Origin of the sequence: Rudaea sp. (assembly GCF_036560865.1) — a bacterium.
Taxonomy (GTDB): Bacteria; Pseudomonadota; Gammaproteobacteria; order Xanthomonadales; family Rhodanobacteraceae; genus Rudaea.
In genome coordinates this window covers 1-15,454 of sequence record NZ_DATBQK010000030.1, presented here as the reverse complement: position 1 = coordinate 15,454, position 15,454 = coordinate 1, and the positions used below count along the sequence as shown (strand labels likewise).

Below are 15,454 nucleotides of genomic sequence, written 5' to 3'. Positions count from 1 at the left end.
CGAACAATTGCGCGCGGCCTTCGCCGGACAAGCCGATCTCAACTGGGTACAGCAAGCCGAGCAACGCGGCACCGGTCATGCGATGCAGCTGGCGATCCCGGCGATTCCCGATGGCGCACGCGTGCTCGTGCTCTACGGCGACGTGCCGCTGATCCGCAGCGAGACCTTGCAACCGCTGCTCGACGCGCCGGCAGCGCTGGCCGTGCTTACCGCGCAACCGGCGCATCCTGACGGCTACGGTCGCGTGATCGTCGATGCCGGCGACCGCGTGCACGGCATCGTCGAGGACAAGGATTGCTCGCCCGAGCAGCGCAAGATCGGCACGATCAATACCGGCGTGATCGCGGCCGATGCCGCAGCGCTGCGCGGCTGGCTCGGCCGGCTCGACAATCGCAATGCGCAGGGCGAGTTCTACCTGACCGACGTGTTCGGCTTCGCCGCGGCCGACGGCCAACCGGCGATCGCCATTGCGTGCGGCGATGCGCATGAAATCGCCGGCGCCAACGATGCCTGGCAGCTCGCGCAACTCGAACGCAGCTATCGCCAGCGCCGCGCACGCGAACTGTCTGCGTCGGGTGTGCGCCTGGCCGATCCGGCGCGCATCGACATCCGCGGCGAGGTGATAGCGGGGTACGACGTCGAGATCGACGTCGACGTGATCCTCGAAGGCCGCGTGCAGCTCGGCGACGACGTGCGTATCGGCCCGTTCTGTCGGATTGTAGATTCCAACCTTGCCGCCGGTACCATCGTACGCTCGCACTGCGATATCGATGGCATCGTCACGCTCGGGCCCTGCGTGATCGGCCCGTTTGCGCGCCTGCGTCCAGGCACTGAAATATCCGCCAGTGCGCACGTCGGGAATTTCGTGGAAGTGAAAAATGCAACAATTGGTACAAATTCCAAAGCCAACCATCTTAGCTATATCGGCGACGCGACGATCGGCAGCGAGGTCAATATCGGCGCCGGCGTGATCACCTGCAACTACGACGGCGCGAACAAGCACCGCACGGTGATCGAGGACGGCGTCTTCGTCGGTTCCAACTCGGCCCTCGTCGCGCCGGTCACGATCGGCAAAGGCGCGACGATCGGCGCCGGCTCGACCATCGGCAAGAACGCGCCACCCGGCCAATTGACTGTCGCCCGCGCGAGACAACAGACGCTGTCCGGCTACAAACGCCCGAAAAAAACCTGAATGCCAGCTCGGCGAAAAGCCAGTTCGTCGCCAGACGATTGCCACCAGGGTAGACCTGAATAAGTAGTCCGTTCGCCCTGAGCTTGTCGAAGGGCGATTCGCAGACCATTGCAGCTCGTATGGTTCTAAGAACGTGCTTCGACGGGCTCGGCACGAACGGTGACTTGTTCAGAGATCCCCCAGCGGGGATAAAAGTCTGCGCAACCCGCTAAAATAGCGCTCTGTTGCGAGGATAGAACCATGTGTGGAATCGTCGGTGCCGCCGCGCGGCGCGATGTGGTCGGTACGCTGATCGACGGACTCAAGGCGCTGGAATACCGCGGCTACGATTCCGCCGGCATCGCCCTGTTCACCGATCAAGGCCTTGAGCGTCTGCGCACGCAGGGCAAAGTGCGCGAGCTCGAACAACTGCATGCCACCCGGCCGATCGCCGGATTCACCGGCATCGCGCATACGCGCTGGGCCACGCACGGCGTACCGAATACGATCAACGCGCATCCGATTGCCTCGCGCGACCAGGTCGCCCTCGTGCACAACGGCATCATCGAGAACCACGCTGAGCTGCGCGAGGAACTCAAGGCGCAGGGCTATCGCTTCGATTCGGATACCGATACCGAAGTGATCGCGCATCTGGTGCAGCAGGCACTCAGCCACGGCGCCGATCTGCTGCACGCGGTCATCGCGGCGACCAAGCGTCTGCACGGCGCCTACGCGATCGCCGTGGTCAACCGCGATCAGCCCGGCCATGTGGTCGGCGCACGGCGCGGCAGCCCGCTGCTGATCGGCGTCGGCGCGGGCGAGAATTTTCTCGGTTCGGACGTGCAGGCGCTGATTCGCGTCACCAATCGCTTTGTCTATCTGGAAGAAAACGATATCGCCGAAATCACCCGCGACGGTTTCGCGGTGTACTCAGGCGATGGCCAGCGCGTCGAGCGGCCGATCAAAAAAAGCGAACTGTCGGCCGACGCGGTCGAGCGCGGCGAATATCGCCACTACATGCTCAAGGAAATCTTCGAGCAGCCACGCGCGGTCGCCGACACGCTCGAAGGGCGCATTAGCGACAAGCGCATCCTGCCGAATATCTTCGGCGTCGACGCCGACGCGTTGCTCGCGCGCGTGCGCCATGTGCAGATCATCGCCTGCGGCACGAGTTATCACGCAGGCCTGCTCGCGCGCTACTGGCTCGAAGCGATCGCCGGCATTCCGTGCAGCGTCGAGGTCGCCAGCGAGTACCGCTATCGGCGCACGATCGTGCAACCCGGGTCGTTGTTCATCGCGATCTCGCAATCGGGCGAAACCGCCGACACCCTGGCCGCGTTGCGCGAGGCCAAGCCGCGCGGCTATCTGGGTTCACTCGCGATCTGCAACGTGCCCGAATCGAGCCTCGTGCGCGAATCCGACCTCATCCTGATGACGCGCGCCGGCCCGGAAATCGGCGTCGCCTCGACCAAGGCCTTCACCACGCAATTGACCGCTTTGGCGCTGATCGTGCTCGAACTCGCGCGCCTCAACGGCCTGCCCGCGCAAAAGTATACTCAGTACGTGAGCGAGCTGGCGACGCTGCCGCGCGTGCTTGGCGAAGTGCTCAAGCTCGAACCGGAAATCGCCAAGCTGGCCGAGCGCTTCGTGCCGCGCCATCACGCGCTATTCCTCGGCCGCGGCGTGCACTATCCGGTCGCGCTCGAAGGCGCACTCAAACTCAAGGAAATTTCCTATATCCACGCTGAAGCGTATCCGGCCGGCGAACTCAAACACGGCCCGCTCGCGCTGGTCGACGAAGACATGCCCGTGGTCGCGGTCGCGCCGAACAACCAGCTGCTCGAAAAACTAAAATCCAATCTCGAGGAAGTGCGCGCGCGCGGCGGCGAATTGTTCGTGTTCGCCGACACCGATGCCGCCGTCGCCCAGAGCGGCGAGCGCGGCGCCGTGATCAAGGTCGCCTCCGGCGGCAACCTGATCGCGCCCGCGGTGTTCACCGTGCCGCTGCAACTGCTTGCCTACCATGTCGCCGTGCTACGCGGCACCGACGTGGATCAGCCGCGCAATCTGGCGAAAAGTGTAACTGTGGAATAAGTCCGGGAAATTGGTGAAGGCGGCAAAAACCGCCAGGAGCGGACGATCGCTGTATGGACTACATCGTCCGCACCAGCGCAAGGTAGCGCGGTTCGCTGCGGATCGGGTCGAAATCGCTGTCGTGCTCGAGCCAGGCCTTGTCGCCCCAGCCGCTGCGGACCGACCGTTCCAGCGCGTCGAGCGTGTCGGAGATCCGGCCCAAACTGGCGAAGGCGCAGGCCACGTTGTAGAGCACGTGCGGGTCCTCGGGATCGACCGCCATGGCGCGAGCGACATTGATAGAGGCCTTCTCGGGGTCGCCAAGCTGCGCGTACACCGCCGCGCCCATCATCATGGCGCGCGAGTCCTCCGGATTCAGTTCGAGGTGCTGCTCGATCAGCGGCACCAGCCTGCGGATGACCTCAAGGCACTCTTGATCGCGACCCAGGGACTTCAGCGCTTGGGAGATGAACTTGCGTGAAGTGTAGTCCTCCGGGCGATTCGTGGAGGCCCGCTCGAACAGGTTGATCGCGTGCTCGAAGTTGCCCTGCGACAGCTCGCTTTGTCCGTACCAGTAAAACGCGTCGAAGGATTTAGGGTCGAGCGCGATAGCGCGCTCGAACTCGCCGCGGGCCTCGTCGAAGCGCTTGCTCAGCGACACCGCCAAGCCGCGGGCCACGTGCGCTTCGGCGAGGTCTGGATCCAACTCAAGCGCCTTGCTGCTGGCCTCTTCGGCCTGACGCAGATTGAACTCGCGCGCATCGAAATAGCTGTAAAGCAGGGAAAAGCAGGCGGCGAGGCCGGCGTGGGCAAGGGCATAGTTGGGGTCAATGGCAATCGCCTTGTCGAACATCTGCCGCGCGTGTTCCAGTCTGCGCCGACGTATCTGATGCAAGCTCTGGAGGCCGCGCAGGTAGAAGTCGTACGCCTCCACGTTGATCACGCGCGCCTTCTCGATCTGCTTCTTCTCGTCCTCGCTGAGTATCACGCGCAGCGCCTTGACGATCGCTTGCGAGATATCGTCCTGGATGGCGAACACGTCCTCGGCGTCGCGGTCGTAGCGTTCCGACCAGAGATGGTAGCCATCAGCCACGTTCACCAGCTGCGCGGTGATGCGCAACTTGTTGCCCATCTTGCGCACGCTGCCCTCGAGTACGGTCGATACCTTGAGCTTCCTGCCGATCTCGCCGATGTCCTCGCTCCTGCCCTTGAAGGCGAAGGACCCGGTACGCGAGGCGACCCGCAGCGCCTGGATCTTGGACAGCGCGTTGATGATCTCCTCGGCCATGCCGTCGGTGAAATACTCGTTATCCGGGTCGTTGCTCATGTTGGCGAAGGGCAGCACCGCCACCGACTTGGCGGCCGAGACGACCGGCGTCGGGATCACCATGGTGTCGCTGGGTGTGCTCATGCTGCCGGACGCCAGCGCCAGCCCAAACTGTCCGGTGGTGGCAAAACGCGCCGAGGCGTCCATCGCCATCGCCTTGGTCACCGCGCGCTCCAGGCTCTCGGGTACGGTCGAGCGTACGGCACGCAGCGGCCGCGCCGTCTCGGTCAGGCGGCGGGTCATCACCGCCTGCGGGTTGCTGCCCGTGAAGGGCCGCTCGCCGGTGAGCATCTCGTACAACATGCACGCCAGGCTGTACTGGTCGCTGCGACCATCGAGGGTTTCCAGTCCGGCCGCCTGCTCGGGACTGACATAGGCCGGCGTGCCGACCATCATGCCGGTTTGGGTCATGGTTTCCGAGCCGGCGGCGCTGACCGCCTTGGCGATACCAAAGTCCATGACCATCGCCTCGCCTTCGTACAGCATGACGTTCTCGGGTTTGATGTCCCTGTGCACGATGCCCTGGCGGTTGGCGTAATCGAGCGCCGATGCAATGGCCTGGCCGTGCTTGATGGTTTCCTCGACGCTGAGCTTGTGCTCGCGGTCGAGCCGCTCGCGCAGCGACTCGCCTTCGACGTAGGGCATGACGTAGTAGAGCAATCCGTCGACGCTGCCGGAATCATGCAGCGGCAGGATGTGCGGATGGTTGAGCCGTGCAGCGAGCTTGATTTCCCGCAGAAATCTTTCCGGTCCCAGGCTTGCGGCAAGTTCTGGATTCAGTACCTTGATCGCGACCAGGCGATCGTGCTTGCGATCCTGCGCGAGGAACACGGCCGACATGCCGCCGCGTTTCAGCTCGCGGTCGATGTTGTACGACTGGGCCAGCAAATCCCGCAGCCGCTGGATTGGAAGTCCGGAGTCGTCTGGCATTGCCCCCTCCTCAAGCATCCGATAAAGCTTATCAGCTATCGAACGCCCTAGCCGCCAACCCGACTATTCCCCGCCCCTCTGCACATCGCCGCCGAACACCTATTGATCTGCGGCACGGAAGCGGTCGCACGCGACTGAGGGTCGAAAGCGGAACTCCAAATTCAAGCAGCATCCGCCTTGATCGCCAACCACTCGCGCAGCTTTGCATAGACCTCCTTGCGATCAAGCAAGTCCATGTGATTCATGCGATAGCCAATCCACTGCTGCGTCTTCGGAAATGCGAGACAGCGCTGCGGATCGTCTTGCTGCCCGAGCGCGCTGGGCAAAGGCACGAGTCCATCGCCGAGAATCCTTTCGCGCAATGCGCTGGATTTCGCCGCGATCGACGCGGCGATCGCATAACACTGCACGCCTTGCGGCAGCGCGACGAAGGCGGGTTTGCGCTGTCCGCGCGCGAAACGGTCGCGATCGATCCAGTCCGCGTCGAGCACGCTGCCATGACGCAGATCGGTGATGCCCGCGCTGCGGATCTTGCCCAGGCGCGCGAATGCGGCGGTGTACGGGCTCTTGCCCAGGATCACGTCGACCCAGTTGCCCGCGCGCTCCAGCGGCGCGCCCTGATGCGGCGTGCCAAGAAAAACCATCTTGCGCAGATAACGCGGCCAATCGTGTCCCGCTTCCTGCGCGTAATGACACGCGCTGCGGCTGACCAGTCCGCCCATGCTGTGGCCGATGATCGTCAATTCCTGCACCGGCACGGGCCAAGCCTGCAGCAGTTTCTCGATCCGTTCGGCGAAGGTGCGCCCATTGCTCGAGACATGCACACCGCTGTTGTAGTGCAGATACAGCGGCGTGTAGCCACCATCCGCGGCGAGCGCGGCGCCGTGATCGTGCGCGTGGCGCCGCCACTGCAGATCGTTCATGCACAGGCCGTGTACGAGCAGCAGGATTTTTGCCGATGGCTTGAGTATTGCCGCAGTCAGACCTTCCGCAGTCAGCGCCAACGCCTGACCTTCGCGCCGCAACTGCATCGGTATCGCCAGCGGATTGGCGCTGGCCGCAAGATGATCGCCGAGTACGCCATTGAGCGCCGCTAGCAGCGCCTCGCGCTGACCTGACGATTCGCCGGGTTGTCCGAGCAGCGACGCGAGCTGCGCGAGCGCGACGTCGATTCCACCGCCGACCAGTCGCGTCACGCCGCGGATGGTTCGATAGACCAGGCCGGTGATGCCTTTCGTCGGCGTCCGCGCAGGCTCGGCGAGAATGCCCGGCGTGCGCTGAATATTGCGGTGCAGGTTTTCGACGAGTTGGGTGATGCCGAGCGTCGCCTCGATGGCCAGCCGGCCGTAACCACGCAAATCGCTGGCGCGAACAGGAATCCGTTTGGGCATGCTGGCTTGGCCGTGGAAGGAGTCGCGTCGTCAGTATTCCAGATAACGCTCCGATGGGATTGAAATTTCGTCAGCAGTCAGCGAAGTGCGCCACCACTTATCGTTGAATAATTCAGAACGCAGAACCCGTGCGGTCGCTTCCCCTGCGTAGCGGGGGAAGCTGCCCGTAGGACTGACGCCCCAAAGGAAGTCCCCTAGGGGGATGGGGGCGCTTTTGCTATGGCCGACCAAGAGCGCCCCCTTCCGCGTTACGTGCCGCTCCTGCGGCACGCCCTTCGGGCCGGCTTCGCCGTTCGCTTCGGCATCCTGCCTTCGCAGTCGGCACCTTGTGCTCGCCATGTCCTTATGGCTCGCCCTGCGGGCAGCCTTCGCTGCAAACATCGGCAATCCTGCCGATGTTTCCCCGCTGCGCAGGGGAAGGAAAGTTTCAACTGGCATCAATGACCGCTGTCTGTGACGATTTGTAATGTTTAATCCCGCTGCGGAACGCGCCGGATTTGTGAAGCTTTTGCTTATCGATCCTGGCCGTATCGATGTATCCGCAGGCGTCAGAAATTGCCCGCAAAAATTAGCGCTTTCGTAACGGCGCATGTGGTTGCATGGGCTATCGGAAACTTGCACGAGAACGTCTTATGCAACACCAGCAAATCGCCATCGCCGCGGAGTGGAGCCACGCGCTGCGCAATGTCACCGCCGGACTCTGCGGCGAGATCACGCCAAAGGAAGTCGGCGACCTGCGCGAGCAATTGACGTCGCTGGTCTGGGCCGACGGTTGCCCGCGCGCCGCGTCGTTTTTCGCCGGCAGCGAAACGCCGCACTATCGGCGCCAACTGATCGCGTCGGCGCCGGACGGTTCCTACACGATGCTGCTGATCGCGTGGCCGCCGGGCTATGTCACGCCGCTGCACGATCACGCCGAATTGTGGGGCATCGAACTGGTGCTCGACGGCACGCTGCAGGTTGACGAATTCTTCAGCGACGGCGATCCCGTGCAGCCGGCGTTGCAGCAGCATCGCTCTCTGCTGCTCGGCAGTGGCGACGCGGCCGTGTTCATCGATCCGGCCTATGTGCATCGCTGCCGCAATCTGTCGGCGCAGCAGCCTGCGCTGTCGCTGCATGTCTACGGCGGCCAGCTCGATCACTACCAGTCGTTCGTCGAGGCCGGCAACGATCTGTATCGCATATCGCAACAGCGCGCCTTGCTTGACGCTGTTTCGATCTGACGGCGAGTTGTCTCTTGGCGTGCCGTTCCGCCAATAGGTTTGCCCGGATCAGCTCGATTCCCTTCTCCCGCTGGCGGGAGAAGGTGCCGAAGGTGGTTGAGGGTGGCGCGTCAGTGGTGGATGCACCGCTCAATGCTGCGCCACCCTTCTCCCGCCAGCGGGAGAGGTGAGCGACAGCAAATTTACTATTGCTTGACCGCGGCCTTGACCGGCGGCAACCACAACTCGAACACATGGCGCGTGCTGTTGAACGACGCGGGCAGCTTGCGCACATCGACCAGGCTGTCGCCCGACTTCGGATAAGGCGGGCGCAGAATGGTGTTGAGCTGCGTCGCCAGTACGGTTGCGCACGGCATGTCCTGCTCCGGACGATGCACGATCAGGGTCGGTTGCGGCCACGCGGTCGCCGGTTTCTTTCCGCGCAAGTTGGCGCTGTCGACGACGTTTTCGACACGCGCCACGCGCACGAAGTTTTCGATGTCCTGATCGGGCGCCATCCCTTTCAGCTTCTGCCCGATGCCCTCGGCATTGGCGCGCATGCCTTCGTCGTAGATCTGGATGTACAGGGTCAGCGGACGGTTTCCATCCCGGCAGGCCTGCAGTGCATTCGCCGACTTCGACTGGGGCGCGGGCGGAGGTGGTGGTGGAGAAGGCGCGGGTTCGGCCGAAGGTTCGGCCTGGGAGATTGCCGGCGGAGGCAGCGCGCTTTGCTCGCTCGGCGGCGGACTCTCAGGCGGTGCGGGAGACCGATTCAATGCGTAGGAGCCTCCAACCAACTGCCACACGCTTATGGCCAGCCCGACCTGCCAATTTTTTTCCAACTCGCTGGCCTTCTTCGGCACGCCCCAGTAGTCGTTGATCGAATTGCTCAGGTCGGCGACGCAGACTGCGTTGCACATCTGCACCGCCGGGGCGTTGTCGTTGCAACTGTCGTTGCGCACGCCGCATGCGTTTTGCACTTTCTTCAGGGCGCTCATCAGGTCCGGCTCGGTCTGGCCGCCGCTGATCGTGTCGTAGACCTCGCGCAATTTTCTTGCTTTGCCGGAATCCAGATCCGCTGCGGCCGGCGCGGCGGCATGCGTCGCCGCCAGGCCGACGAGAACGCCGTCGACGTCATTCTTGATCTCCGCATAACGCATGGTCGCTGCGTCAAGTTTGACCTTGCTCGCATCAGCCTGCGCGACACGCTCCTTTTGCCACGCGTCGACGCCTTGCCACAACGGCAGCACGATGCCGCCGAGCGCACCCAGGCTCAAGGTCGTGCCCAGCGCCGCGGCCGCCACGCCGCGGCGCCAGTACGGAACGGCTTCGGGCTCGTCGTCCGCGAGCGCCACGGGAACATGGCGCAAGGTCTGGATCGGCCGCGCAATCGGCCATGGTTTGTGCCACTCGGGCAATTTGCCGAGGCGCGCGTCGGTCAACGCGCGGCCGAAATCCTCGCCCAGTCGCTGATAGCTTTCCCACTGCGCCTCATCGAAAAACTGATCGGCGGTCGACTGCTGCGGGAAGCCCGGATTGCGCCGCGCGTAGCCGAGCACATCGTTGTCCAGCGCCTGATGCAGATTCGGTTTGACGATAAGCAAGGTGCCGAGCTTGTGCTGCGTCGGGTCGCTGTGGCGATAACAGATGCGCGCCAGCAGGACGCCGCGCTTGGAATGGTTGTCGAGCATCTGCTCCGGCGCCAGCACGCACAGGTCGGCGTCGAAGCGACTGAGAAACTGCTCGGCCTCCGCGCGCGGGTAAACCTCGATCTCGGCGTCGAAATCGATGCGCGCCTTGCGGATCAAATTCTCCAGATCCTCGAACACATATTTCGGATCCGCGCCGCAGTCGGCGAGCAGGATGAAAGGCACCTCGCGCTTGAGTAGCGCGTACACGCCGGTATTCTCGAAATGCCCGCCGTCGGACAGATACCACCAGTGGCCGGTGCGCCCGGCGAACGAGGCCAGCGCCTCGCTGACCAGCAGGCCGGGTTTGCTGTTGAGCACGTCGCGCGAGAGCTTGGCGAGGCGCCGCGTCATCCATTCCGTGTTTTTTCTCGGCGCGACCGGCGCGAGAATCGCCTTCATCCAGTAGCCGAGACGCGCACCGACCAGAAACAGCAGCATCGCCCAGCCTGACGTCGTATTGGAACCCGCGCCGGGCGAGGCAGCCGCCCCCGAAATCGCAACCCACTGCCCCAGTGTGCTGGCGTCGACGTCCGCCTGCATCGCCGCCGCCTCCGTCGGGCCAATCTCGAAACCCCTGGCATTGGCGATGATCGCCGCACCCTTGCGGTCGGCGTTGTACAGCGCGCCGTGGTCGTCGATCGTCTGATTCAGACACGCGCTGATCAGGTGGATTGGCCCGCCCTGGTCTTCCGGCCGGTATTCGCTCAACGCTACGTCGTCGTCCTGCACCACATCGGTGACGCTTTCGCTCTCTCTTTCGATGCGTCCGGAGAATTTCGCGTGGAGTTTGTGGAAGCGCTTCGGGTTGCCGACCGACACATAGGCGCGGATCAGGCGAGAGCGATAAAAACCATGCAGCGAAGACGCGTTGACGGTTTCGCAGTGCTTGCGCGTGAACAAAAACCAGATCAGCAACGCGATGAGAATTTCCAGCGCGCACAGAATCGGCGACAGGTTCTGCAGGATCAGCACATCGTCGGTGATGAACACCAGCCATTGCAGCAGCACGGTCCACGTGTAGACCACCAACAGACCCAGGCCGATGCCGAGCAGATTGATCAGCCACGGCAGCCAGCGCGCCCGCAGGCCGTCGGAGGATGCCATCGCTTTCTGTACGGGGTCGGACACGTTGCGCAAGACGACGGCAAGCAGGCCGCCGATGCCCAGACCGCTCGTCAGCCAGGTAAGCGACGGGCCATTTTCCGCAACCTGATATGCCAGCCAGTAGCTCAACGCGTCGAGCAGGCCGAGCAGAAGCAGCGCGAGCACCGCGCTGTTGATCCGTTTCAGCACGAGCGTCAGGCGGTGGCGCTGCTCGGCGAGGATGAACGATATCGGCGCGCCCTGTTTGTCCTGCCTGTACAAACGCAGCTGCAGAAACAGCACGCGCACCAGCGCGCCGAGCGATACAAGTCCGAGTATGTACGATGCGCTGAGCGGACCGATCAGTCCCTGGGTCTTGCCGTACGAGGAAACCACAAAGTAGGCGCTGACCAGGGTGGCGGCTGCCGTCAACACGGTCAGCAGGCGAAGTTCCGGCCACTCCGCGGCCCGCGCGATGCCGCGGTCGCGCATTGGCCAGAACGCGAGCATGGCGCCCGGCGCCGCGAGCAACCAGAAGCCGAGCGCGAGCGGCCACCATGCGCTGCGCCACTGCTGCCAGGTATCCGCATCGAACAGCGCGAACTGGGTTTGCACGATGTGCGGCAGGATCGCCAGCAGGCCGACGAGCAGGGCGAACAGGCCCAGCTCGAAGTGGGTGGAAAAACCCGAGCGCATGAGCGTCGCAATCGCCATCCCTAAATCGCGTGCGCCGCTTGGCGTGAGATAGCGCCCGTTCCTGCGCAGCCACGCCAGTATTTGCGACTCGCCCGCGGCGAGCTGCTTTTCCGCGGCGTCGATGCCGAGCACGGAAATAAGCCGGCCCACACTCGCACCGACGTAACCACCGCCGGACACCGTCGACAAATAATCGAAGCGGCGCAGAATGCCGTTCTGCGCGAGCCCGCGAATCAGGCCCAGGCAAAACGTCGCGCTGCGGATACCGCCGCCGGATAGCGCCAACCCCGCCAGCGGAGCGCCCTGCATATCGGCCGAAGCCGGATACGCCTGCGCGCGCCGCGCCTTGATCGCGGCGGCCTCATCCGCGTGTCGCGCCTTGGCCGCGTCGACAGAATTCGCATCTGCGACGGCAGTTTGTGCAGGCGTTGTAGGAGTCATCCCCGGCCTCCGGTAGCAAGCATCGTGTTACCAGCACGCGATGTGCATCATAGGCCGTTTGCAGCCGACTTTATGCGGACTCGTGCCGTGTTCCGGAGCGTTTTCGGTTGGAATGGTTACAGCTACTGCTTTGCTCTTAAGCCCCTCTCCCCCTGCGGGAGAGGGGTTGGGGAGAGGGGTAGCGCCCGCCGCAGCGGGCGCCTTCGGCGCCATCCCCTCTCCCGCCGCGCTACGCGCGGCGACCTCCCCCGCATGGGGGGAGGTGAAAAATAGTACGTCAGCTGCGGTCGATGCTCGACGCGGGTTGCAGCGACAGCAGGAACAACGTCGCGGCGAGCACGACGTAGGCCGCGGTGAATTGCCAGACCAGTCCGCGCGCCGATGGGTCGAGCGTCCACGGCAGATAGATGCTGCCGTTGGGATCGACGGAGTGAATGATGCCGAACAGGGTCAGCGCCGCGCCGACAAGGACGATCGCGGCCGCGTGGCGCAGGCGATGGTCGATCAGGGCAACGACGAAGCTCGCCCAGACCATCGAGGTGATGATGAAGCCGTTGCCCAGGATCACGATCACCGCGAGCTCGGGCAGGCCTTGATCAGCGTGAGTATACAATTGCGCAAAATGCTCCGGCGCGACGATGCCCGGATCGCCGAGCTTGATCGCGAGCATGCGCGCGACCGCCGGGAAGAACGCGATCACCACCGCCGCGAAATATTTCTGCGGCGTCGCCTCGAACGCCTGCATCGTGATATGGATGGCGATGAAAATCAGGATCGGCGCAAGCACCGCAAGCGGAATGAATTCCACCAGGTTCGACAGGTAACCGAACACGCCGCCGAGGCCGAGAAACACGCCGGTCAAAAAGGTATACCCGCTACGTCCACCCATCGCGCGATAGGCCGGCTGGCCGATATAGGGCGTGGTTTGCGCGACGCCGCCGCAGATGCCGGCGACCAGGGTGGCAAGCGCTTCGGTCAGCAGGATATCGCGCACCGGATAATCGTCGCCGGCCGCGCGCGCGCTTTCGGTGACGTTGATGCCGCCGACGACCATGAGCAGGCCGAACGGCAGGATCAAGGCCAGATACGGCAAAGTATACTTAAGGCCATCGATGAAGCCGAGACTCGGCCACGGCAGATTGAAGCGCCACTGCGGCGCGCTCGGCGCGTGAAAGCCGGGGCCGAGCAGATCGAATGGGCCGAGCGCGTAATACAGCACGAGTCCGGCGATGATTGAGAACAACACGCCCGGAATGCGCCCGGGCAGCGGTCCGTGCGCGACCAGCGCGTACAGCACGATGCCGAGGCAGGCGAGGCCGACGATGGGCACGCGCAGGATATCCACCAGCGGGAAAAATCCCATCAGTACGAGCGCGATGCCGGCGATCGATCCGAGCAGGCCCGCGCGCGGAACCAGCCGCTGCACTGCCGCTCCGCAGAACGAAAGAATCGTCTTGAACACGCCCATCACGACCATCGCCGCCATGCCCAGCTGCCAGGTCGCGATCGCGGCGGCGTTCTCGTCCATGCCCTGCTGCTTGAACGCAACGAAGGCCGGCCCGAGCACGAGCAGGCCCATGCCGATCGTGGTCGGCGCGTCGATGCCCAGTGGCATCGCGCAGGCATCCGCGCGGCCGCTGCGCAGCGCCATGCGCGTGTAGATCAGATTGCCAATCAATGCGCCGAACGCGGTGCCCGGAAACATCCTGCCGAAGATCACCTCGGCCGGGAAGTGAAAAATCCCGATCAGCGCACCCGCAAGGAACGCGAGCACCGAGAGATTGTCGACGACCAGACCGATAAAACCGTTGATATCGCCCGAGGTGATGCGCAGCCGCGCCGTAGCGGCCATGTCAGAACGAAACCTCGGCGGGTTGCGTCACGCGCAATACGGACAAATCGCCGCTCGCCTGTTTCCACGCGGCGCGGATCGCTTCGACATCTGCACGATGCTGCGGCGTGTCGGCGTAGAGCAACATGACTTCCTTCGAATGCAGACGCTCGACATCTGCATGCCCCTGCGTGCGCCATTGGCCATAAATATCGTAGACGGATAGGCCATCGGGAAAGCGCGCGGTGATCTCGCGATCGAGAAATTCGCGCCAGCGCTTTTCAGCCGCGGCGTTCGCCTCGTCGTTGCCCTTGTCCGCAACGGGCCCGATGCCGAAATACAGCTCCGTGCGCACCCAGTTCGAGGTCGCATCCGGGTGCGCCGCGTCGCCGTGCAACATGCTCGACGATCTCGTCTCCACGCAGCCGCAAAGCAGCAGGCCGAGCAGGATCAGCGCGGAAAATTTGATCTGGACGTCCATACGGGAACGACTCTGCATTCCCTAGTATTGGCTGCTTACGGGCGTTTGCGCAATCGACACGCGACGCCGAGCGCAAGACCAGACACAGGCATGAGCAATCCGCGCAGGTCCGTGCGCAGCAGCACTGATCGGTCGAAGGTGCGCCGCGAGCGGCGCGAAGAGTGCGTTACGAGATCGCGTCCGGCCGCTTGGCGCCGGCGAAGCGCTTGGCCCAATACGGCGAGTCGATGCGGTCGACGCGCACATGCTTGCCCGGCGACGGCGAATGGATGAAGCGGCCGTTGTCCAGATAGATACCGACGTGCTGGATGCGCTTGCCGTTGCCGAAGAACACGAGGTCGCCAGTCTTCATTGCGTCGCGCGCGACGGTCTCGCCGCGGACGAACTGGCCGGGCGCGTCGAATGGCAGGTCCAGACCGAAGGTTTGATGATAAACGTAGTGCACGAAACCGCTGCAATCGAAGCCGGTGGAAGGCTCGTGCCCACCGCGGCGATAGCGGATATCGCGCAATCGCATCGCGAAATCGGCGAGATGCTTGCGCGGTGCCTTGAACAGGACCTCGGTAGTCGCCGCCGCGGCGATGGCCGCATCGAAATTCAGGGTCCGATCGAACGCTCCGGCGGCAGGTTGCGGCGCGGGCTGCGCGAATGGGACCGCCGCCGTGGAATTGGCCGATTCAGGCAGGAACGCCGGCACGAACCCATCAACAGAAATGGCCGCCGGATTGGCAGCGGACGGCTGGATCAGGCTTTGCGCGCAGAGAGAAAACGAGGCAGCACCGAGAACAAAAAACGCGACCAAGCTAGCCATTCTCTGCAACGACATGCGGCATTCCCCAGCGAAAAACTGCAACGAAAACGTGCGAAGGACGTGACCGTAACAAACGCGTCGTTGAAATTTTGTTTAATGCACCGTTCAGTGCAAAAAGCGACAGGCACAGCGCCTATGGACGCCGTGTGGCGGGGTATGCAACAACGAATTGTTCGATGGCGGCCTTGATCCGCTACGGCGAACTAAACGCCGACGACGGCGCGCAATGCGTACCGGTGTTACATGAATGGGGTCGGATCCTTGACAGTACACGCTTGTGTTGATACATAGCGTGTATGAAAATCAGGCGCCGTTCTGACCCAAGC

The 15,454-nt window shown here is 63.6% G+C and carries 9 protein-coding genes; 3 read left to right on the top strand and 6 right to left on the bottom strand.

All coding sequences use genetic code 11. The annotated features are described in order from the left end of the window. Nucleotides 1-1,192: bifunctional UDP-N-acetylglucosamine diphosphorylase/glucosamine-1-phosphate N-acetyltransferase GlmU (gene glmU / locus VIE67_RS03590; RefSeq protein WP_332023355.1), on the top strand; the 1,192-nt coding region annotated here is incomplete at its 5' end. Between the two features lie 240 nt (nt 1,193-1,432). Beyond that, the gene (glmS, locus tag VIE67_RS03585) at nt 1,433-3,265 is read left to right on the top strand and encodes a glutamine--fructose-6-phosphate transaminase (isomerizing) (RefSeq protein ID WP_332023353.1); all 1,833 of its coding nucleotides are present in this window, start codon (nt 1,433-1,435) and stop codon (nt 3,263-3,265) included. 58 nt (nt 3,266-3,323) lie between these two features. On the opposite strand, the gene VIE67_RS03580 is transcribed toward glmS, so the two are convergent. Together VIE67_RS03580 and VIE67_RS03575 are read right to left on the bottom strand one after the other, a co-directional pair. Further along, nucleotides 3,324-5,501 (bottom strand): protein kinase domain-containing protein, encoded by a 2,178-nt coding sequence (locus VIE67_RS03580; RefSeq protein WP_332023351.1) that lies wholly within the window; start codon nt 5,499-5,501, stop codon nt 3,324-3,326. A 161-nt stretch (nt 5,502-5,662) separates the two neighbouring features. Beyond that, nucleotides 5,663-6,892 carry an esterase/lipase family protein gene (locus VIE67_RS03575; RefSeq protein WP_332023349.1) on the bottom strand — a complete coding sequence of 410 codons (1,230 nt, stop codon included), beginning with the start codon at nt 6,890-6,892 and terminating at the stop codon, nt 5,663-5,665. 632 nt (nt 6,893-7,524) lie between these two features. On the opposite strand from VIE67_RS03575, the gene VIE67_RS03570 reads away from it, so the two are divergent. Further along, nucleotides 7,525-8,115: a cysteine dioxygenase gene (locus VIE67_RS03570; protein WP_332023347.1), complete on the top strand. Its 591-nt coding sequence runs from the start codon at nt 7,525-7,527 to the stop codon at nt 8,113-8,115. A 185-nt stretch (nt 8,116-8,300) separates the two neighbouring features. On the opposite strand, the gene VIE67_RS03565 is transcribed toward VIE67_RS03570, so the two are convergent. The 4 genes from VIE67_RS03565 to VIE67_RS03550 form a co-directional block, all read right to left on the bottom strand. Further along, on the bottom strand, nt 8,301-12,005 hold the full coding sequence (locus tag VIE67_RS03565; protein WP_332023345.1) for a patatin-like phospholipase domain-containing protein: 3,705 nt from the start codon (nt 12,003-12,005) through the stop codon (nt 8,301-8,303). Between the two features lie 277 nt (nt 12,006-12,282). After that, nucleotides 12,283-13,857 (bottom strand): SulP family inorganic anion transporter, encoded by a 1,575-nt coding sequence (locus VIE67_RS03560; RefSeq protein ID WP_332023343.1) that lies wholly within the window; start codon nt 13,855-13,857, stop codon nt 12,283-12,285. A 1-nt stretch (nt 13,858) separates the two neighbouring features. Further along, nucleotides 13,859-14,317 (bottom strand): DUF3574 domain-containing protein, encoded by a 459-nt coding sequence (locus VIE67_RS03555; RefSeq protein ID WP_332023342.1) that lies wholly within the window; start codon nt 14,315-14,317, stop codon nt 13,859-13,861. A 166-nt stretch (nt 14,318-14,483) separates the two neighbouring features. Continuing rightward, nucleotides 14,484-15,143: a C40 family peptidase gene (locus VIE67_RS03550; RefSeq protein WP_332023340.1), complete on the bottom strand. Its 660-nt coding sequence runs from the start codon at nt 15,141-15,143 to the stop codon at nt 14,484-14,486. Between the last annotated feature and the right edge of the window lie 311 nt (nt 15,144-15,454).